Annotated in this window: 18 protein-coding genes; 11 read left to right on the top strand and 7 right to left on the bottom strand. The window is 70.8% G+C overall.

All coding sequences use genetic code 11. The annotated features are described in order from the left end of the window. Positions 1–96: 96 nt before the first annotated feature. The 8 genes from btuB (at position 97) to ACZ5PP_RS10480 (ending at position 7,154) form a co-directional block, all read left to right on the top strand. Entirely contained in the window at positions 97–1,938 is a 1,842-nt protein-coding gene (gene btuB / locus ACZ5PP_RS10515; RefSeq protein ID WP_464827041.1) for a TonB-dependent vitamin B12 receptor, read from the top strand. Positions 1,939–2,007: 69 nt separating this feature from the next. Beyond that, on the top strand, positions 2,008–2,994 hold the full coding sequence (locus ACZ5PP_RS10510; RefSeq protein WP_464827040.1) for a FecCD family ABC transporter permease: 987 nt from the start codon (positions 2,008–2,010) through the stop codon (positions 2,992–2,994). Continuing rightward, positions 2,991–3,800: an ABC transporter ATP-binding protein gene (locus ACZ5PP_RS10505; protein WP_464827039.1), complete on the top strand. Its 810-nt coding sequence runs from the start codon at positions 2,991–2,993 to the stop codon at positions 3,798–3,800. Before ACZ5PP_RS10510 ends, ACZ5PP_RS10505 begins: the two co-directional genes overlap by 4 nt. A gap of 108 nt (positions 3,801–3,908) precedes the next feature. Continuing rightward, positions 3,909–4,148 (top strand): helix-turn-helix domain-containing protein, encoded by a 240-nt coding sequence (locus ACZ5PP_RS10500; RefSeq protein ID WP_004306946.1) that lies wholly within the window; start codon positions 3,909–3,911, stop codon positions 4,146–4,148. 63 nt (positions 4,149–4,211) lie between these two features. After that, positions 4,212–4,370, top strand: coding sequence for a hypothetical protein (locus tag ACZ5PP_RS10495; protein ID WP_187283012.1), 159 nt, complete (start codon positions 4,212–4,214; stop codon positions 4,368–4,370). Next, positions 4,367–4,975, top strand: a complete 609-nt coding sequence (cobO, locus tag ACZ5PP_RS10490) for a cob(I)yrinic acid a,c-diamide adenosyltransferase (RefSeq protein WP_004306950.1) — start codon at positions 4,367–4,369, stop codon at positions 4,973–4,975. The genes ACZ5PP_RS10495 and cobO overlap by 4 nt, the downstream gene beginning before the upstream one ends. A 2-nt stretch (positions 4,976–4,977) precedes the next feature. Beyond that, on the top strand, positions 4,978–5,826 hold the full coding sequence (gene cobA, locus ACZ5PP_RS10485) for a uroporphyrinogen-III C-methyltransferase (protein ID WP_276658672.1): 849 nt from the start codon (positions 4,978–4,980) through the stop codon (positions 5,824–5,826). Positions 5,827–5,840: 14 nt separating this feature from the next. Next, the gene (locus ACZ5PP_RS10480) at positions 5,841–7,154 is read left to right on the top strand and encodes a cobyrinate a,c-diamide synthase (RefSeq protein ID WP_040828919.1); all 1,314 of its coding nucleotides are present in this window, start codon (positions 5,841–5,843) and stop codon (positions 7,152–7,154) included. Positions 7,155–7,930: 776 nt separating this feature from the next. Here the strand turns inward: ACZ5PP_RS10480 and ACZ5PP_RS10475 are convergent. After that, complete coding sequence (locus ACZ5PP_RS10475) at positions 7,931–8,842, bottom strand: LysR family transcriptional regulator ArgP (protein ID WP_464827038.1); 912 nt, start codon at positions 8,840–8,842, stop codon at positions 7,931–7,933. A 178-nt stretch (positions 8,843–9,020) separates the two neighbouring features. On the opposite strand from ACZ5PP_RS10475, the gene ACZ5PP_RS10470 reads away from it, so the two are divergent. The 3 genes from ACZ5PP_RS10470 to ACZ5PP_RS10460 all read left to right on the top strand — a co-directional run bounded on the left by ACZ5PP_RS10470 (position 9,021) and on the right by ACZ5PP_RS10460 (position 11,371). Further along, complete coding sequence (locus tag ACZ5PP_RS10470; protein ID WP_004306959.1) at positions 9,021–9,626, top strand: LysE/ArgO family amino acid transporter; 606 nt, start codon at positions 9,021–9,023, stop codon at positions 9,624–9,626. Positions 9,627–9,859: 233 nt separating this feature from the next. Next, positions 9,860–10,750: an archaetidylserine decarboxylase gene (asd, locus tag ACZ5PP_RS10465; RefSeq protein ID WP_012586105.1), complete on the top strand. Its 891-nt coding sequence runs from the start codon at positions 9,860–9,862 to the stop codon at positions 10,748–10,750. A 186-nt stretch (positions 10,751–10,936) separates the two neighbouring features. Beyond that, on the top strand, positions 10,937–11,371 hold the full coding sequence (locus tag ACZ5PP_RS10460) for a CBS domain-containing protein (RefSeq protein WP_004306963.1): 435 nt from the start codon (positions 10,937–10,939) through the stop codon (positions 11,369–11,371). Between the two features lie 152 nt (positions 11,372–11,523). Here the strand turns inward: ACZ5PP_RS10460 and ACZ5PP_RS10455 are convergent, their stop codons facing one another. The 6 genes from ACZ5PP_RS10455 to ACZ5PP_RS10430 form a co-directional block, all read right to left on the bottom strand. Beyond that, positions 11,524–12,822 carry an acetyl-CoA hydrolase/transferase family protein gene (locus tag ACZ5PP_RS10455; RefSeq protein ID WP_004306966.1) on the bottom strand — a complete coding sequence of 433 codons (1,299 nt, stop codon included), beginning with the start codon at positions 12,820–12,822 and terminating at the stop codon, positions 11,524–11,526. Positions 12,823–12,910: 88 nt separating this feature from the next. Beyond that, a complete protein-coding gene (cobJ, locus tag ACZ5PP_RS10450) occupies positions 12,911–13,897 on the bottom strand; it encodes a precorrin-3B C(17)-methyltransferase (protein ID WP_012586104.1) in 987 nt (328 codons plus the stop codon). 83 nt (positions 13,898–13,980) lie between these two features. Next, on the bottom strand, positions 13,981–15,186 hold the full coding sequence (locus ACZ5PP_RS10445) for a cobalt-precorrin 5A hydrolase (RefSeq protein WP_043744992.1): 1,206 nt from the start codon (positions 15,184–15,186) through the stop codon (positions 13,981–13,983). Positions 15,187–15,197: 11 nt separating this feature from the next. Beyond that, positions 15,198–16,076 (bottom strand): precorrin-2 C(20)-methyltransferase, encoded by an 879-nt coding sequence (gene cobI, locus ACZ5PP_RS10440; RefSeq protein ID WP_004306972.1) that lies wholly within the window; start codon positions 16,074–16,076, stop codon positions 15,198–15,200. Continuing rightward, entirely contained in the window at positions 16,073–17,389 is a 1,317-nt protein-coding gene (locus ACZ5PP_RS10435; protein WP_004306973.1) for a bifunctional cobalt-precorrin-7 (C(5))-methyltransferase/cobalt-precorrin-6B (C(15))-methyltransferase, read from the bottom strand. The genes cobI and ACZ5PP_RS10435 overlap by 4 nt, the downstream gene beginning before the upstream one ends. Then, positions 17,382–18,548 carry a cobalt-precorrin-5B (C(1))-methyltransferase gene (locus tag ACZ5PP_RS10430; protein ID WP_043744995.1) on the bottom strand — a complete coding sequence of 389 codons (1,167 nt, stop codon included), beginning with the start codon at positions 18,546–18,548 and terminating at the stop codon, positions 17,382–17,384. Before ACZ5PP_RS10430 ends, ACZ5PP_RS10435 begins: the two co-directional genes overlap by 8 nt. Positions 18,549–18,553: the final 5 nt, after the last annotated feature.

Genomic DNA, 18,553 nt, shown 5'->3' with positions numbered 1-18,553 from the left:
GTCTTGCTCTCTTCGTTTCTACCCGGGTCGCGGTGCGTCCATGTGAAGTTGCCATGGCGTGCGGGGACGCGCGGCATGGCGAAGGGAGTTCCAACAATGAAAATCCGTATTTCGGCCGTAGTTGCTGCGATCGCATCTGCTTTTCCCTGTGTAGCCATCGCACAGTCTTCGACTCCGCAGATGTCGGAGGTGGTGGTGACTGCGACGCGTACTGCCCGTACCGCAGACGAGACGCTGGCTGCGGTTACCGTCATTACGCGTGAGGACATCGAGCGCCAGCAAGCGCGTTCGGTCAGCGACCTGTTCCGTGGGCTGCCTGGCATCAGCGTGGGTAATAGCGGTGGGCGCGGTAAGGCGACCTCCGTCTTCATGCGTGGCACCGAGTCCGACCATGTGCTGGTTCTCATCGATGGCGTCAAGGTTGGTTCGGCGACGGCCGGCACTGCGGCGTTTCAGGACATGCCGGTCGATCTCATCGAGCGCGTGGAGATCGTGCGTGGGCCGCGCTCCAGCCTCTACGGTTCCGAGGCGATCGGGGGCGTCATCCAGATATTCACCCGTCGAGGCGGTGGGGCGGTGCAGCCATACTTCAGTGTGGGTGCGGGCTCTGATCGAACGTTCCGCTCTGCGGTTGGCGTCAGCGGTGGCGGTGAGCGCGCTTGGTATAGCGTCAACCTGAGCCGCGAGAGCACCGATGGATTCAATAGCTGCCGCGTCGAAGCGGCAGGCGTGGGCGGCTGCTTTACGGCCGAGCCGGATCGTGACGGCTATGACAACCTTTCCGGCAGCGCACGTGCTGGCTATCGCTTTGATAGCGGGGCGGAGTTCGACTTCAACTGGTTGCGCACCCATGCGGACAGCCAGTTCGACGGCGGCTTTCAGAACTACAGCGAATCCGTGCAGCAGACGCTTGGTGTGCGCTTTTCCATGTCACCGATGGACCATTGGCGCCTGACGCTGGCGGCGGGGCAGAGTCGTGATGATGCCGACAACTTCAAGGACGCGGCATTCGCTGGCCGTTTCGATACGGATCGTCGGACACTGTCGGCGCAGAACGACTTCGGAATCGGTGCTTCCGGCATGCTCAGCGTCGGCGTCGACCATCAGGACGATCGCGTCTCCAGCACGACGGCGTATCCGGTGACCCAGCGCGACAACCGTGGCGTGTTTGCTTTCTACCAGGGCAAGGCTGGGGCGCACGACTACGAGGTTGGCCTGCGTAGCGACGACAACGAGCAGTTCGGCACCCACAATACCGGCAACCTCGCCTGGGGCTATGCATTCTCCGATGGTCTGCGCGCGACCGCTGCGTATGGCACCGCGTTCAAGGCACCGTCGTTCAACGAGTTGTATTTCCCGTTCTACGGCAATCCGGCGCTCGAGCCTGAGACCGCGCGTAGCCTGGAGTTTGGCCTTGCAGGCGTGGCGGCATGGGGGCGCTGGTCCGCCAACGTGTTCCGCACCACTGTTGATGATCTCATTGCCTTCGATTCGTCGATCTTTGCAGCGAACAACGTTGACAAGGCCCGCATCCGTGGCCTCGAGGCGACCTTGGCCACGCGTCTCATGTCTTGGGACCTTTCTGGCAGTCTCACGCTGATTGACCCCGAGAACCGGTCCGAAGGACTGAACCGGGGGAATGTCTTGCCTCGCCGCGCAGAGCAGACGCTGCGTCTTGATGCCGATCGCGACCTTGGTGCCTGGCGTTTGGGTACCACGGTAGTGGCAGAGGGACGGCGATACGACGACCTGGCCAATCGCAACCGCCTGGCTGGTTACGCCACAGTCGATCTGCGTGCCGAGCACGCGTTGGGTCGGGACTGGCGAGTTCAGGGTACGCTGGTGAACATTTTCGATGCCGACTACGAGACAGCGCGCTTCTACGAGCAGCCGGGTCGAGGCGTCTTCGTCACGCTGACGTATCAGCCGCAGCGCTGATGCTGCATATGCCGGGCTCGCCCGGCGATCATCCCCACTCACGACTGATGCGCTGAACGCTTTTTCCCCATGCCCCGACGCAGGCTTGCTCCGCTGATTGCTCTGCTGCTGGCTGGCGCGCTGTGCGCAGTTGCGTTGGCGCTCAAGGCGGGCGACATCAGCGCGGGTTGGGGGCAGTTGTGGGCGGCTCTGCTGCCTGGTGGGGATCCGGCGCTGTCCGCTGTCATCCTCGAACTCCGCCTCCCCCGCGCCCTCGCCGCCTTCGCCTGCGGCGGCCTGCTCGCTACCGCGGGTGCGCTGATGCAGGTGCTGCTGCGCAACCCGCTCGCCGACCCCTACATCCTGGGCATCTCGGGCGGGGCGGCGGTGGGGGCGCTGGGGGCGATGATGCTCGGGGCGGCGCTGTTCTGGGTGGATGTGTCGGCCTTCGCCGGGGCTCTGGCGGCGATGCTGCTCGTCTTCGGGCTCGCCCATGGCGACGGCAGCTGGACGCAGACGCGGCTGCTGCTCACCGGCGTCATCGTCGCCGCCGGCTGCGGCGCGGCGGTGTCGCTGATGCTGGCGCTCGCGCCCGACACGCGGGTGATGTCGATGCTGTTCTGGATGATGGGTGACGCCAGCGCGGCGGCGCGGCCGTGGCCGGCGCTGGCGGTGCTGGCGCTGGCGCTGGTCGCGGTGATGCCCTTCGCGCGCGACCTCAACGTGCTCGCGCGTGGCGAGCTCAGCGCGCGCGCGCTGGGCGTGCGCGTCGGCCACCTGCGCGTCGCGCTCTATGTGCTCGCCTCGCTGCTCACCGCCACCGCGGTCACGCTCGTGGGCTCGGTGGGCTTCGTCGGCCTGGTGGTGCCGCATCTGGTGCGGCTGGCGCTGGGCAACGACCAGCGCGTGCTGATCCCCGCGGCGGCGCTCGCCGGCGGCACCCTGCTGACCCTGGCCGACACCGCGGCGCGCACCGTGATGGCGCCGCAGCAGCTGCCGGTGGGCGTGCTCACCGCGCTGATCGGCGTGCCGGTCTTCCTCTTCCTGCTCTCGCGCAACCCGCGCGGCACGCCATGAACGCCGCCCGCCGCACCTTGCCCGTGGATGACGCCCCCTTGCTCGAGGCCGAGCGCCTCGCGCTCGAGGTGGGCGAGCGCTGGCTGTGCTGCGAGTTCAGCCTGAGCCTGGCGGCCGGCGAGTGCCTGGTGCTGCTCGGCCCCAACGGCGCGGGCAAGACCACGCTGTTGCACACCCTGGCCGGACTGCGCGAGCCCACGGTGGGCGAGGTGCGCATCGGCGGCCTGCCCTATGCGGCCTGGCCGGCGCTGGAGGCGGCGCGGTTCCGCGGCCTGCTCGCGCAGCAGCAGCCCGACCCCTTCGCGGCGAGCGTGCTCGAGACCGTGCTGGTCGGCCGCCACCCGCACCTGGGGCGTTGGGGCTGGGAGGGGCCGCAGGACGTGGCGATCGCGCGCGCGGCGCTGGAGTCGGTCGGGCTGGCCGGCTTCGAGCAGCGCGACGTGCAGACGCTTTCGGGCGGCGAGCGCCAGCGCGTGGGCATCGCCACCCTGCTCGCGCAGGCGCCGCGCCTGTTCCTGCTCGACGAGCCGCTCAACCACCTCGACCTGCACCACCAGATCGCCGCGCTCGAGCTCTTCCAGCGCCTGCTGCGCGAGCAGGGTACCGCGCGCGGGAGCGTGCTGGTGCTGCACGACATCAACCTCGCCGCACGCTACGCCGACCACATCATCCTGCTCGACGGCCGTGGCGGCGTGATCGCCGGCGACCGCGACGCCGTGCTGCGCGCCGACCTGCTCGGCCAGGCCTTCGGCCACCCGCTGCGCCGGATCGAGCATGAGGGGAGGGTGGTGTTCCTGCCGGACTGAGCGGGCGTGTCCGGAGCGCGTGCCGGGCTCGATATCGGCATTGGCGATTTCTTGCGTTTATCGAGAAAGGCGATATCCTGGATTTATCGGGATCATCGATACGACACCATGCCCAGGCTTTACTCTCCGGAACAGGCCGCCGAGCTGCTCGTCGGCCGGCGCAAGGCGCTCGGCTTGTCGCAGGCCGAGGTCGCGGCCCGGCTCGGCATCAGTCAGAACCGGCTCTCCGAACTCGAGACGCGCCCCGAGCGCCTCACCTTCGACCGCCTGCTTGCGCTCGCTGGCGTGCTCGGGCTCGAGCTGACCCTCGGCGACCGCAAGCCCGCCGAGGTGGAGCGTGAATGGTAGCCGCGGGCCGCCGCACGCAGGCACTTCAACGCGATGGCGCACAAGTGCGGCCTCGGGACCGACATGGAGGATGTCGTCGAGGCGGTGCTGGCGCAGCTCGACGGGCTTGCGGCCGGGCTGACGGCAGCCTTCCCCGAGGATGTCTTCACCACGATCGCCGCTGGCATGCGTGCCAGCGCGCGCCGACTTCACAACGAAAACAGGACGACAGGCCCGACATGACCCAGACCCCCGACCGCGACACCCGCCACAACGCCCGCATGGCACGCAAGAAGGACGTCGTCGATGAAAAGATCGCCGCCGCGCAGGCCGAGCGCGGCGTGCTGCTGGTCAACACCGGCAATGGCAAGGGCAAGTCGAGCGCGGGCTTCGGCCTGGTGGCGCGCGCGCTCGGGCACGGCATGCAGGTCGGCGTGGTGCAGTTCATCAAGGGGCGCTCGGACACCGGCGAGGAGGCCTTCTTCCGTACCCAGCCCGGCGTGCGCTGGCACGTGATGGGCGAGGGCTTCACCTGGGAGACCCAGGATCGTGCCCGCGACGTCGCGTCGGCCGAAGCCGCCTGGGCGCTGGCACGCGAAATGCTTCAGAATCCCGAAGTCGGCCTCGTGGTGCTGGACGAGCTCAATATCGCGCTCAAGTACCAGTATCTCGACGTGGAGCGGGTGCTCGCCGACCTGCGCGCCCGGCCGCCGATGCAGCATGTGGTGGTCACCGGCCGCGGGGCGCCGCCCGCGCTGGTCGAGGCTGCCGACACCGTCACCGACATGACGCCGGTCAAGCACGCCTTCGCCGCGGGGGTGAAGGCGATGCCCGGCATGGAGTGGTAAGAATGGCAGTTCCCGATCTCGCGGTTCATCGTCCCGGCCCGCTGCCGGGCTGGGTCTATCTGGTGGGCGCCGGCCCGGGCGACCCGGAGCTGTTCACGCTGCGCGGCGCGCGCCTGGTGGCGGGCGCGGACGTCATCGTCTACGACAACCTCGTCGCGCCGCCCATCCTGGATCTGGCGCCGGTCGAGGCCGAGCGCATCTACGTCGGCAAGAAGGCGGCCGACCACTCGCTGCCTCAGGACGAGATCAACCAGCTGCTGCTCGAGCTGGCGCGGCGGAACAAGCGCGTGGTGCGGCTCAAGGGCGGCGACCCCTTCATCTTCGGTCGTGGCGGCGAGGAGATGGAGCTGCTGGTCGAGGCCGGCATCCACGTCGAGGTGGTGCCGGGCGTGACCGCGGCGGCGGGTGTCTCCGCCTACGCGGGGATCCCGCTCACTCATCGCGAGCACGCGCAGTCGGTGGTGTTCGCCACCGGCTTCCTCAAGGAAGGCAAGGTCGACCTCGACTGGCCGATGCTGGCACGTCCGCATCAGACGGTGGTGATCTACATGGGCATCTCGCGCCTGGCCGACATCTGCGCCCAGCTCGTCGCCCACGGCCTGCCGCCGACCACGCCTGCGGGGGTGATCGAGCGCGGCACCACCCATGCGCAGCGCGTGGTGGTGGCCGACCTCGCCACCCTGGCGCAGCGCGTGCTGGACGAAGGCGTGCGTCCCCCCTCGCTGACCGTGGTCGGCAGCGTGGTGGGGCTGTATCCCAAGCTGGCCTGGTTCGAGCCGCAGGAGCAGCCCAAGGCCTCGCCGCTGCCGCACGCCGGCTGTGCGGTGGTGCACGGAAAGGGTGGCGAGTGAGCGTGGCGGACGCGATGCCGGAAACGGTCGACCCGGGTGCGGCCTCGTGCCCGGCACTCTTCGTCGCCGCACCCGCCTCCGGCCAGGGCAAGACCACCGTCACCGCGGCGCTCGCGCGCCTGCACACGCGGCTGGGACGGCGGGTGCGGGTGTTCAAGTGCGGGCCGGACTTCCTCGACCCGCAGATCCACGCGGTGGCGAGCGGCGCGCCGGTGCATAACGTCGACCTGGGGATGTGCGGCGAGGCGGACATCGCCAGGCGGCTGCACGCCGCGGCGCGCGAGGCCGACCTGATCCTGGTCGAAGGTGTGATGGGCCTCTACGACGGCGCGCCCTCGGGCGCCGACATCGCACGCCGCTTCGGCATCCCGGTGATGGCGGTGATCGACGCACGCGCGATGGCGCAGACCTTCGGCGCGGTGGCCTACGGGTTGGCGCATTACCAGCCCGGGTTGCCCTTTGCCGGGGTGCTCGCCAACCACGTTGGCAGCGCGCGCCACGCCGACATGCTGCGCGAGTCGCTGCCGGCGGGCATGCGCTGGTTCGGTGCGGTGATGCGCGATGTGGATGCGGCGCTGCCCGAGCGTCATCTCGGTCTGCTGCAGGCGGCGGAGATCGACGACCTCGGTGCGCGTCTCGACCGCCTCGCCGATCATCTCGAGCGCACCGGCGCCGCGGAGCTGCCGCCGACGGTGGCGTTTCCCGTCGTGGCAGTGGCGGAGATTCCGCCACTGCTCGCCGGCAAGCGGATCGCGATCGCGCACGACGCCGCTTACGGCTTCCTCTACCCGGCCAATGTCGACACCCTGCGCGCGCTGGGTGCGGAGCTCGCCTTCTTCTCGCCGCTCGCCGGCGAGGGCTTGCCGGCACAGTGCGACGCCGTCTGGCTGCCGGGCGGCTACCCCGAGCTGCACGGCGCCGCGCTGGCCGCCAACGCCGGGTTGTGGGTCGGGCTGCGAGCGCATGTGGCCGCCGGCAAGCCGGTGCTCGCCGAGTGCGGGGGCCTGATGAGCCTGCTCGATGCCATCGTCGACAAGGTCGGGGTGGAGCACGCGTTCGCCGGCCTGCTGCCCGGCCGGGCGGTGATGCAGAAAAGGCTCGCCGCGCTCGGCATGCAGGAAGTCGATCTGCCCGGCGGTCGGCTCACCGGCCACACCTTTCATTATTCGCGCACGGAGACCCCGCTGGTGCCCTGGCTGCGCGCGCGCCGCCCCGACGGCGGCGAGGGCGAGGCGATCTACCGTCGCGGCCCGATCACCGCCTCGTACGTGCATTTCTGGTTCCCGTCGAATCCGGTGGCGGCGGCGGGGCTGTTCGGCGGAGGATGACCCGTCTGCCATCGGGTCCGTGGCGAAATTGCGCCTCGACCCGATGTGTCGCCGATCGCGACTGGCGTCGCACCCACGGGAGGCATCGCGGCGCATCGGGGGGCCGTAGGAGCGACGCGAGTCGCGATCGGCGCGTCGGTTCGCGCCGCGCTCATCTCGCCACCGCAATCGCGACTGGCGTCGCGCCCACGGGAGGCATCGCGGCGCATCGGGGGGCCGTAGGAGCGACGCGAGTCGCGATCGGCGCGTCGGTCCGCGCCGCGCTCGCCTCGCCACCGCAATCGCGACTGGCGTCGCGCCCACGGGAGGCATCGCGGCGCATCAGGGGCCGTAGGAGCGACGCGAGTCGCGATCGGCGCGTCGGTCCGCGCCGCGCTCATCTCGCCACCGCAATCGCGACTGGCGTTGCTCCCACGGGAGACATCGCGGCGCATCGGGGGCCGTAGGAGCGACGCGAGTCGCGATCGGCGCGTCGGTTCGCGCCGCGCTCATCTCGCCACCGCAATCGCGACTGGCGTCGCTCCCACGGGAGACATCGCGGCGCATCGGGGGCCGTAGGAGCGACGCGAGTCGCGATCGGCGCGTCGGTCCGCGCCGCGCTCGCCTCGCCACCGCAATCGCGACTGGCGTCGCTCCCACGGGAGACATCGCGGCGCATCGGGGGCCGTAGGAGCGACGCGAGTCGCGATCGGCGCGTCGGTCCGCGCCGCGCTCATCTCGCCACCGCAATCGCGACTGGCGTCGCTCCCACGGGAGGCATCGGGCTCATTAGGCCTTCAGCCCGGCCTGGCTGGATCGCGCCGCTCGCCCCCGAGTGCCCGCCCTGCAGCATCTCCGATCGCCTGCGCCAGCCTCGCCATCACCGGAGACTGTACCTGCCAGTGGTGCCAGTACAGGACCACCTCTTCGCGCTCGGGTGCCAGGTCGACCAGCTCGCCGCGCGCAAGGTGCGCACGTGCCTGGATCTCGGGGACGAATCCATAGCCCAGGCCGGCGAGCGCGAAGGCCATGAAGCCCTCGGACGAGGGCACGACGTGGTGTGGATAGCGCCGCGAATCCAGCCCGAAGTGGCGCAGCAGGAAGGCCTCGTGCATGTCGTCGTGGTGGCCGAAGACGATCGCCGGCGCGCGCGCCAGCGCCGCCGGGGTGAGACCCTGCGGGAACCAGCGCGCGCGGAAGTCGGGCGAGCCGGCGCACAGATAGGGCATGGCCCCGAGGCGTACGGCGGCGCAGCCGCGCATCGGATCGGCGCGGGTGGACACGCAACCCAGCACCTCGCCGTCGGCGAGCAGCGCGTGGGTGTGGTCCTGGTCGTCGACCACGCAGTCGAGCACGATGCCCTCGTCGCGGACCACCTCGGCGACCGCGCCGATGAACCAGGTGGCGAGCGAATCGGCGTTGACGCCCACTGCGAGACGCAGCGGCCCGTCCACCTGGCGTGGCGACAGCGCGCGTCGCGCCTCCGCCTCCATCAGGCGCAGCTGTGCAAGGTAGGGCAGCAGCCTGCGCCCGGCCGGCGTGGGCCGCACCGGCTTGCTGCGCACCAGCAGAACCTGGCCGAGCTCGGCCTCGAGCAGCTTGACCCGCTGCGACACCGCGGACTGGGTCAGCGCCAGCCGGCGCGCCGCGCGCTCGAATCCGCCCTCCTGCAGCACCGCCTCGAAGGCCAGCAAGCGATGATCGATCATTAGCGTTATTGCTCGAAAACGAAATAAATCGATCCTACTTAATAAAAGCCTGCCTGGCGCCTATATTCGCGCCTCCCGGCGCTTCTGCAGGTCCGCCTCATGCCGGTTCTTGCCGGAGCGCCCGCAGTCGCGAACAGGGCTGCGGCCACGGCAACACGAGACGACAACGGAACGCATCATGAGCAACGTCTACCTCAACGGTTTTCTCCTCACCCTCGGCCTGATCATGGCGATCGGGGCGCAGAACGCGCACGTGCTGCGCCAGGGCCTGCGCGGCGAGCACGTGCTGCTGACGATCGGCGTGTCGGCGGCGTGCGACATTCTGTTGATCGGCCTGGGTATCGCCGGCGTGGGCAGCCTGTTCGTCGCCAACCCCGACCTGATGACGGTGGCGCGCTACGGTGGGGCGGCCTTCCTCGCCTGGTACGGCGCGCGCGCGCTACGCTCCGCGCTGCGCGGTGGGCGCGCGCTGGACCTGGCCGAGCACAAGCGCATGTCGCGCGGCCAGGCCCTGCTCGCGGCCGCCGGCTTCAGCCTGCTCAACCCGCATGCCTATCTCGACACCGTGGTGCTGCTCGGTTCGATCGGCAGCCAGCAGGCCGAGGACCTGCGCCCGCTCTTCGCCGTCGGCGCGATCAGCGCCTCGATCGTGTGGTTCCTGCTGCTCGGCTACGGCGCCCGCCTGCTCGCGCCGCTGTTCGCCAAGCCGGTGGCGTGGCGTGTGCTCGATGCGCTGGTGGCGCTGATGCTGTGGGCGATCGCGGGCTCGCTGCTGCTGGGGTGAGCGGGCGTGAGCGCCCATTCGCGCCTTGGGGCGCTCCTACGGAAGCGACCGCGTTTCGGGACCCCCTGTAGGAGCGCCCCAAGGCGCGAACACGGCGCCCGGTCGACCGCAGCGCGCATTCCACGCGTCGGTTTCGTCCTGAAACGGATCGTTCGGGGGGCGGAGCGTGTGAACCCGGCCCGCTATAATCGATGCCCTCGCGCATCTCGCGCGCACCGATCAGGATCTCCGCCGTGTCCGAACGCCTCGCCGTCGCCCTCCAGTACGCCCTGCCCAAGCGCCTGCTCACCCAGCTTGCCGGAAAGCTCGCCGGCCTCGAGGGGGGCAAGGCGACGACCGCGGTGATCCGCTGGTTCGCGAAGCGCTACGGGGTGAATATGGCCGAGGCCGCGAACGCCGATCCGGCGAGCTACGCGAGCTTCAACCAGTTCTTCACCCGCCCGCTGCGCGAGGGCGTGCGGCCGATCGCCGATGCGGACTTCGTCTGCCCGGTCGACGGGGCGATCAGTCAGTTCGGGCCGATCGAGTTCGACCAGGTCTTCCAGGCCAAGGGCCACTTTTATTCCACCACGGCGCTCGTGGGCGGCGACCGGGCGCTCGCCGCGCGCTTCGAGAACGGCGACTTCGCCACGATCTACCTGTCGCCGCGCGACTACCACCGCATCCACATGCCCTGCGCCGGGCGGCTGACGCAGATGATCCACGTGCCGGGCGAACTGTTCTCGGTGAATCCCGCCACCGCGCGCGGCGTGCCCGGTCTGTTCGCGCGCAACGAGCGCGTGGTGTGCGTGTTCGAGGGCGAATTCGGCCCCTTCGTGATGGTGCTGGTGGGCGCGACCATCGTGGGCAGCATGGCCACCGTGTGGCACGGCGTGGTCAATCCGCCGCGCCGGCCGGACATCGTCAAGCGCGGCTATGCAGAGGGCGAGGTGGTGCTGGAGAAGGGCGCCGAGATGGGCCGCTTCCTGCTCGGCTCGACGGTGGTGATGCTGTTCCCGCAGGACGTGCTGCGCTTCGGCTCCGACTGGGCGCCGGGCGGCCCGGTGCGGATGGGCGAGCCGATGGCGCGTGCGAAGTCGGGCGCGCCCTCCGATGGTGCGCCAGCACTCGCCGATGCACCGTGATGGTGTCCAGGAATGGCTCCGGCGGGCATTCCCTGGCGTCATCCTGCGGTCACGATGCTGAAAGAATCCCATGCTAGAACAGCGGCTTGGCGTTCCGTCCGGAACGCCCGGCGCCGACCTCCGAAGCTGGCACGATTGAAGCTAGGGATGGGGTGCCGTCCAACAACGAGCATCAGGAGACAGATCATGCCCAGCCGTCCGATCCATCAGATCCTTTCCGATCGTCCCTTCGTCGGCGTGTCGGCCGACACCCCGGTGCGCGAGGTGGTCCGCCAGATGAACGCCCTGCAGCGCAGCGCCGCCCTGGTCACCGAGCACGGCGTGCTCACCGGCATCTTCACCGAGCGCGATGCCGCCTTCGGCGTGCTGGCCGCCGGCCTGGACGCCGACACCACGCCGGTGGGTGCGGTGATGACGCACAACCCGGTGACGCTGACCGAGGACCGCCCCTTTGGTCACGCCCTGCACCTGATGTACGAGAACGGCGTGCGCCACGTGCCGATCGTCGACGCCAACCGCCGCCCGCTCGGTGTCGTCACCGCGCGCGATGCGCTTCAGCTCGATGCGCTCACCTTCGGCGCCGAGCTGGTGCGGCGCGAGGAGATCACGGTCATCCTGTAGGCGCCGTGTTCGCGGCTTGCGCCGCTCCTACAGGGGGCCGGAAACGCGGCGGCTCTTGTAGGAGCGCCGCAAGGCGCGAATGCAGCGGTCGAGATCCACCCACGCGCATCGCCTTGCCGGACCGCCTATCGCGCCTGCCCGCAGCCTCCCCCTCAAAGCAGGTTCATCTTCCGCGCCGCATCGCGCAGTTCGCCACGGAAGTCCGGGTGCGCGATGCCGATCAGCGCCTCGGCGCGCTGTTTCGCGGTCTTGCCGCGCAGCTGCGCCACGCCGTACTCGGTGACCACGTAGTTGATGTCGTTCTTGCTGGTGGTGACGTGGGTGCCCGGCGACAGCACCGGCGCGATGCGCGACACCGTGCCCTTCTTTGCCGTTGACGGCAGCACGATGAAGGCCTTGCCGTCCTTCGAGCGGTTGGCCGCGCGCACGAAATCCGCCTGGCCGCCGGTGCCCGAGTAGGGCAGGTGGCCCAGGCTCTCCGAGCCGCACTGGCCGATCAGGTCGATCTGCATGGTGGCGTTGATCGCGCACAGCTTGTCGTTGCGTGCGGCCAGGTAGGGGTCGTTGGTGAACTCCACCGGGTGCATCTCGATGCCCGGATTGCGGTGCATGGTGCGATACAGGCGCCGCGAGCCGAGCGCGAAGGTGGCGATCGTACGGCCCGGCATGAAGGTCTTCTTGCGGTTGGTGACCGCGCCGGACTCGATCAGCGACAGGATTCCGTCGCCGAGCATCTCGGTGTGGATGCCGAGCTCGCGCTTGTGCTGCAACTGCACCACCACCGCGTCGGGGATGCCGCCGTAGCCGATCTGCAGTGTGGAGCCGTCGTCGATGAGCTCGGCGACGTACTTGCCGATCGCCTGCTGCACCGGGCCGATCTCGGGCAGGCCGACCTCGAAGAGTTCGTCGTCGCTCTCCACCAGGCCGGCGACCCGGGAGATGTGCACCAGGCAGTCGCCGTTGGCGAAGGGCACGTTCGGATTCACCTCGAGCAGCACGACGCGCGCGCGCCGGATCGCCGCCATGGTGTAGTCGGGCGCGAGCGAGAGGCTGAAGTAGCCGTGCTCGTCCATCGGCGAGGCCAGCGACACCACCACGTCCGCCGGTGACAGGCCGCGCTCGATCAGCATCGGCAGCTCGGAGAAGTAGGCCGGCACGTAGTCCACCCAGCCGGCCTGGCCGCCCGCGCGGTTCGCACCGCCGAAGAAGTAGGCGTCGTGGCGCACGTTCGCGCGCGTTTCCGGGTCGAGATAGGCGAACTTGCGCAGCGGCAGGATCTGGCTCACCGCGACGTCGCGCAGCGCGTGACGGCGCGCGGACAGGGCGTGCAGCAGCGCCGGCGGCTCGCCCACGCCGGTGGGCACGACCACGGTGTCGCCGTCGCGGACCTGGCCGGCGGCGTCGGAGGCGGTCATGCGCTTGCTGTCGTAGAGGGCCTGCAGCTTGGACATCGCGGTTCTCCCGGGCGTGTGGTCTGGCGTCGAAGGAAGCCGATTATACGGGTATTCCATACGGAGTCGTATGGTAAAGGGTGCGCGCTCAAGCAGGTGGGTGGGCGAGGGCGGCGCGGATGTAGTCCTCGGGCAGGCGGTATTCGGCGGCCAGCTCCCGGGCGTTGCGCCCGCTGGCGCGGATCGTCGCCAGCCAGCCGTCGAGCCCGCTCGACAGTGAGCGCCCGGCCTGTTCGCCCGCGCGGGTCGCGCGCTCGCTGCCGTCGACCGCGTACTTGTTGGCGTAGCCGCGCGGGGTCACCATCAACCCGTCGCGCACGAAGGTGTTGGAGTTGCCGATCAGCACCGTGGTCAGCATGCCGATGTCGGCCTCGGCCATGCGCTCGAGGGTGCTGAACTCGATGCGCTGCCTGGGCCGGTAGGCGGACTTGACGATCGCCACCGGCGTGGCCGGGTCGCGATGGCGCAGGAAGATGCGCTGCGCCTCGACGATCTGCCCGGTGCGGCGGCCGCTCTTGGGGTTGTAGAGCGCGACCACGAAGTCGGCATAGGCGGCGGCGTCGAGCCGGCGTGCGATGGCCGGCCAGGGCGTGAGCAGGTCGGACAGCGAGATCGCGCAGAAATCGTGCGTCAGCGGCGCGCCGACGAGCGCGGCGCAGGTGTTGAGGGCCGAGGCGCCGGGCACGATCTCGACCTCGATGTCGCCGGGCTTTCCGCTCGGCGGTGTCCACCCGGCCTGGAAGAGCACCTCGAAGGTCGGGCCCGCCATGCCGTACACCCCGGCGTCGCCCGAGGAGACGAGCGCCACCTTGCGGCCCTGGCGGGCGCGCTCGAGCGCCTCGATGGCGCGGTCGAGCTCCTCGGTCATCGACTTGCGGATGACCTCCTTGCCCTCGAGCAGGTCGGCCACGAGGCGGATGTAGGTGACGTAGCCGATGATCGTGTCGGCCTCGGCGATCGCGGCGCGCGCGCGCTCCGTGAGGTGGGCGTGCGCGCCCGGGCCGAGGCCGACGAGCATGATCTTGCCGGCGGGGGCGGACGTTCCGGGAGGGACGATGGTTTCGGGGGCGTTCATGCGGGAGGGACTCCGGTGCGAAACGCGGCCCGCGAGGGCGCGCGTCGAGCCCCGGCGGTGGTGCCGGGTGCTCGGGGTGGTCGTCAGTTCGGGGCGGGCGAGGAGGCGGGAAGGCGGGCGATGGAGACGGTGGCGTTGCGGCCGTCCGGGCCGCGCAGCTTGTGCTTTTCGACGCGCAGCGCGCCCGGGTCGGTGGCGAGTGCGGTGCCGGCGGCGAGCAAGGCTGCGGCCTCGGAGACCGAGGGCGTGCCGGTGTATCGGCGCACCGTCTCCGACGGGTTGGGCACGTCGACCGCGGCGAGCACGGCCGGTGGGTAGAACCGCAGCGTCCAGCCGGCGGCCGTGGCCGCCTCCAGCAGGCCGGCTTCGTCGGCCTTCAGCGTGATGCTGGCCACGGCGGCGACGTCGATGCGCGACGCACCGATGCGGGCGAGCGCCGCGTCGATCGCTCGCGTGATGGTCGCCGCCGGCGTGCCGCGGTCGCAGCCGAGGCCGAGCGCGAGCTTCTTCGCCGCAGCGATGGGGCGGTAGATCACCCGCTTGCCGGCGAGGCGTGCAGCGTAGCCGGTGGGCAGAGGGCGGTCGCTGATCCACAGCACGGCGCCGAAGTGTTCGGGCTCGACGTCTTCCAGGCGCGCGAAGCGCCGGATGTTCGCCGGCAGCGGGCCGCTGCGGCCGTTGGCGTGGCGCGACCACCAGTCGGTGCTGCCGGTCTCCTGCACCAGCGCCACCGGCTCGTCGTTCACCACCGCGGCGCTGGCGCGCACGATCTCGTCGTGGCTGGCTTCGAAGGTCCAGCCGAGCTCGCGGCCGAGCAGGTCCACCGCCAGCGTCGCGCGCGCGTCCGATGCGGTGGTCAGCACCGGCGTGGCGCCCACCGCCTGCTGCAGCGCGGCGGCGATGGCGTTGGCGCCGCCGAGGTGGCCGGACAGCACCGGGATCGCCCAGCGCCCGGCCTCGTCGAGCACCACCACGCCGGGGTCGGTCTCCTTGTTGCCGAGATGCGGCGCGATCAGGCGCACCACCGCGCCGAGCGACACGATGGCGACGATGCCGTCGAAGCCGGCGAACAGCGCCGGCACCTGGTCGCCCACCTTGCCCTCGTAGCAGGCGAAGGCGCCGGGTGCGGCTGCGGCGGCCTCGGCGGCGAACTTCCGCGGTGCGAACAGCGTGGCGCCGGGCAAGGCGGCGATGACGCGACCGGCGAGCGCGATGCCGTGGCGGGTGATCGACACCACGGCGATGCGGGTGCAGGGGAAGGGCAGAGGCTGGAGGGGCTGCGAAGGCATCGGGCGGAACCTCAGGAAAGGGCCGTGGCCGCGGGGGACTCGCCAGGGTGCGCGGCGGCGCCTCCGGTGTCCGGGGAGGGGGCCTGCGCGGTGGCTTGCGGTTCCACTTGCGCGGCGCGCTTGCGGCAGCCGCGGCGCAGCTCGCCGCGCGCGCGCTTGGGGTTCTGCACCAGCAGCAGGGAGAGGTAATTGACCTGCGCGCCGCGCAGGCTGGCAAGGTCGTGCACCACGCGCTGCGCGGGCGCCCCCACCTTCTCGACGAAGCAGCTCGTGGCGAGCAGGCCGCGGCGCTCGAGCAGGTCGAGCACCTCGTCGAGCAGCGGCTTCACCTTCATCAGCACCAGGGTGTCGAACTCGTCGAGCAGGTGGTCGATGACGGTGGTGCCGTAGGCGGCGGGGATCACCGCCATCGTCTCGTCCTCTTCGGCCAGCGCCAGGTCGGCCACCGCCGCGGCGGCGGCGAAGGAACTGACCCCGGGGATGGTGTCGACCTCGACCTCGGGCGCGAGCTCGCGCACCGTGCGCGCGAGGTGGCGGAAGGTGGAATAGGTGGAGGCGTCGCCCTCGACCAGGAAGGCGAGGTCGCGGCCTTCCGCGAGCAGCGCCACCACCTGCGTCGCCGCGCGCGCCCAGGCCTTGGCGAGCGCGACCGCGTCGCGCGTCATCGGAAAGACGAGCTCCACCGCGTCCGCGGGGATGGACAGACCGCCGCGGCGGACGATGTCGAGCGCGTAGGAGGATTCCTCCGCCTTCTTCACCGGATACGCCCAGCGTGCGTCCGACTGCAGCGCGGCCCAGCCGCGGCGGGTGACGAGCTCGGGGTCGCCGGGGCCGAGCGAGATGCCGATCAGGCGGCCGAAGCGAGCCGTGTTCGCGGGGTGCGGATTCATGGAGCCTCCTTGCGGGTGGTGACGATCCACACCGGGTTCTGCGCGGCGAGCCGATGCATGTCGAGGATGGGTTGGCTGCGCGCGGCCGAGAGCATCGTCACCTCCCAGGCGGTGTCGGCCGCGGCCAGCACGGAGGTGGCGGTGGCGAGGTTCTCGAGGGTGACGAAGTTCATCACCAGCCGGCCGCCGGGAACGAGCCGCCGCAGGACGAGGGTGATCAGCTCGCCGAGTTCGCCGCCCGAGCCGCCGATGAACACCGCATCGGGGTCGGGCCAGGCATCCAGGCCGGCGGGGGCCTTGCCCTCGAACAGGCTGTAGTTGCTGGCGCGCAGCCGACGGGCATTGGTGCGTGCATTGGCGGCGTCGGCGGGGTTCTTCTCGATCGCCCATACGTGGCCGTGGCGGGCGATGCGGCTGGCCTCCAGTCCGACCGAGCCGGAACCGGCGCCGATGTCCCACACCCGGCTGTCGGCACGCAGCGCGAGCTTGGCCAGCGCGACCGCGCGCGCCTCGAGCTTGGTGATCAGGCCCTTCTCGGGTGTGCGCTGCACATAGTCGAGGTCGTCGACGCCGAACAGCGCGGTACCGACGCACGTGCGCTCGATCACCACGACGTTGGGTTCCGGGAAGCGCCGGCTGGCGGCCTCCTGCAGGCTCAGCCCGGCGAACACCGCTTCGTCGTCCAGGCACAGGCGGGCGACCACCGACAGGCGCAGGTCCTCGTCGCAGCCCGGCGCGCCATGACCAGCCGCGAGCAAGGCGCGGGCGATGCGGTCGGGGCTGTTGGCGGGGCTGGTGAAGCAGGCGACCAGCGGGTGTTCGGCGACGGCGCGGACCACGCGGTACAGGCCGTGCTCCGGCGTGGGGCCGGGTTGCCGCGGATCGGCCTGCCATTCGTCGGCGTCGGCGCCGTGGCAAGACACGAAGCGGGCCTCCTGCCACGACCTCTTCAGGCGCGCGAAGGCGAGCTGCAGCGTCGAGGTTGCGGGCAGTACCTCGAGCCGCGCGGCGCCGAGCTTGTCGATCAGGAAGCCGGCGATGCCATGGCACAAGGGGTCGCCGGTGGCGAGCACCACGGCGGCGTCGCCCTCGAGCACGGCCTCCTCGATCCAGCCCGGCACGCGTGTGAGCGCGCCGTCCATGTTCAGCAGGCGGGCGCTGGGGGCGTGCGGTGCGATGCGTTCCAGCGTGCGTCCGGCGCCGATGAGGCTGGCGGCGGCTTCGATGCGCCGGCGCGCTGCGGCGCCGAGGCCGTCCCAGCCGTCGTCGAGCAGGCCGACGATGCTGCAGACGGGGGCAGTGGATTCAGGCATGCGTGGTCTCCTTCAGGTCGGCCTCATCGACGCTCACGATCGGCACGCCCTCGAAGTTGCACGCCAGCACGGTGAGCCGGTGCGGGCCGGGGTAGCGCTGGCGCAGGCTGCGGATGGCGCGCCCGGCGAGCGCGCGGTGGAAGGCCACGGCCAGGCCGAGCGCGCTCAGGCGTTCGGCGGCGAAGCGGGCGGTCTCGGCGGCGCGGATCTCGGCCACGAGCGCGGGCGGCGCGCCGACCTCGGCAGCGGCGGCGGCGATCAGCTCGCGATCGACCTCCTCGCGCCAGGCGTGGGTGACCGACAGGCCCTGGGCGATCTTGGTGAGCTTGCCGATCATGGCGCCGACGACGATGTGGCGCATGCCCTGCCTCACCGCGGTGGTGAAGGCGGCCTTGACGAAGTCGCCCATCTGCACGAAGCAGGCCTCGTCGAGGTCCGGGAAGGCGCGCATCGCGCATTTCTCGGTGCGGCCACCGGTGGTGAACACCACGCAGGTCTGGCCCTGGTTGGCGGCGACATCGATGGCCTGGATCACGCTGGTGCGGAAGGCGGCGGTGGAATACGGGCGGACGATGCCGGTGGTGCCGAGGATGCTGATGCCGCCGAGGATGCCGAGGCGGGCATTGAGCGTCTTCTGCGCCATCTCCTCGCCGCCGGGCACCGAGATCGTCACCTCCAGACCGTCGCCGACCTCGAGGATGGGTGCGCCGGCCGCGCGCACGTTGTCGATGATGTTGCGCCGCGGCACGGGGTTGATCGCGGGGCCGCCGACCGCCAGCCCGAGCCCGGGCTTGGTGACCACGCCCACGCCAGGGCCGCCCGCGAGGATCACCACGCCGCCGCCCCCGCGGATGCGGCGCACGTCGGCGGTGAGACGGGCGCCATGGGTGGCATCGGGGTCGTCGCCGGCGTCCTTGATCGAGACCGCGTGGGCGTGGTCGCCGTCCACCTGGCCGTCGCGGATCGTGAAGCGCACCCGCGTCGTGTTGGGCAGCACGCACTCCACCGCGTCGGGCACCGCGCCGCGCACCAGGCCGAGCGTGGCGGCCGCCGCGGCCGCGGCCGAGTTGGCGCCGGTGGTGAGGCCGGTACGATTGCCGCGCGCGCGCCTGGCGTCGCCCTTGCGCACCTTGTCGGGGAGGGAATGTCCTGCCGCCATCGTGT

Source organism: Thauera sp. DNT-1 (assembly GCF_055393985.1).
The sequence above is the reverse complement of the archived record's forward strand: the minus strand, read 5'-3'. Positions and strand labels throughout refer to the sequence as shown.

Excerpts from the sequence above, each read along its gene's own strand:
- ACZ5PP_RS10510 (WP_464827040.1), top strand. The coding sequence starts at position 2,008 with ATGCCCCGACGCAGGCTTGCTCCGCTGATTGCTCTGCTGCTGGCTGGC.
- ACZ5PP_RS10500 (WP_004306946.1), top strand. The coding sequence starts at position 3,909 with ATGCCCAGGCTTTACTCTCCGGAACAGGCCGCCGAGCTGCTCGTCGGC.
- btuB (WP_464827041.1), top strand. The coding sequence starts at position 97 with ATGAAAATCCGTATTTCGGCCGTAGTTGCTGCGATCGCATCTGCTTTT.
- cobJ (WP_012586104.1), bottom strand. The coding sequence starts at position 13,897 with ATGAACGCCCCCGAAACCATCGTCCCTCCCGGAACGTCCGCCCCCGCC.
- ACZ5PP_RS10445 (WP_043744992.1), bottom strand. The coding sequence starts at position 15,186 with ATGCCTTCGCAGCCCCTCCAGCCTCTGCCCTTCCCCTGCACCCGCATC.
- ACZ5PP_RS10495 (WP_187283012.1), top strand. The coding sequence starts at position 4,212 with ATGGAGGATGTCGTCGAGGCGGTGCTGGCGCAGCTCGACGGGCTTGCG.
- cobA (WP_276658672.1), top strand. The coding sequence starts at position 4,978 with ATGGCAGTTCCCGATCTCGCGGTTCATCGTCCCGGCCCGCTGCCGGGC.
- cobI (WP_004306972.1), bottom strand. The coding sequence starts at position 16,076 with ATGAATCCGCACCCCGCGAACACGGCTCGCTTCGGCCGCCTGATCGGC.
- ACZ5PP_RS10470 (WP_004306959.1), top strand. The coding sequence starts at position 9,021 with ATGAGCAACGTCTACCTCAACGGTTTTCTCCTCACCCTCGGCCTGATC.
- ACZ5PP_RS10480 (WP_040828919.1), top strand. The coding sequence starts at position 5,841 with ATGCCGGAAACGGTCGACCCGGGTGCGGCCTCGTGCCCGGCACTCTTC.
- ACZ5PP_RS10475 (WP_464827038.1), bottom strand. The coding sequence starts at position 8,842 with ATGATCGATCATCGCTTGCTGGCCTTCGAGGCGGTGCTGCAGGAGGGC.
- ACZ5PP_RS10460 (WP_004306963.1), top strand. The coding sequence starts at position 10,937 with ATGCCCAGCCGTCCGATCCATCAGATCCTTTCCGATCGTCCCTTCGTC.
- ACZ5PP_RS10430 (WP_043744995.1), bottom strand. The coding sequence starts at position 18,548 with ATGGCGGCAGGACATTCCCTCCCCGACAAGGTGCGCAAGGGCGACGCC.
- ACZ5PP_RS10435 (WP_004306973.1), bottom strand. The coding sequence starts at position 17,389 with ATGCCTGAATCCACTGCCCCCGTCTGCAGCATCGTCGGCCTGCTCGAC.
- ACZ5PP_RS10505 (WP_464827039.1), top strand. The coding sequence starts at position 2,991 with ATGAACGCCGCCCGCCGCACCTTGCCCGTGGATGACGCCCCCTTGCTC.
- cobO (WP_004306950.1), top strand. The coding sequence starts at position 4,367 with ATGACCCAGACCCCCGACCGCGACACCCGCCACAACGCCCGCATGGCA.
- ACZ5PP_RS10455 (WP_004306966.1), bottom strand. The coding sequence starts at position 12,822 with ATGTCCAAGCTGCAGGCCCTCTACGACAGCAAGCGCATGACCGCCTCC.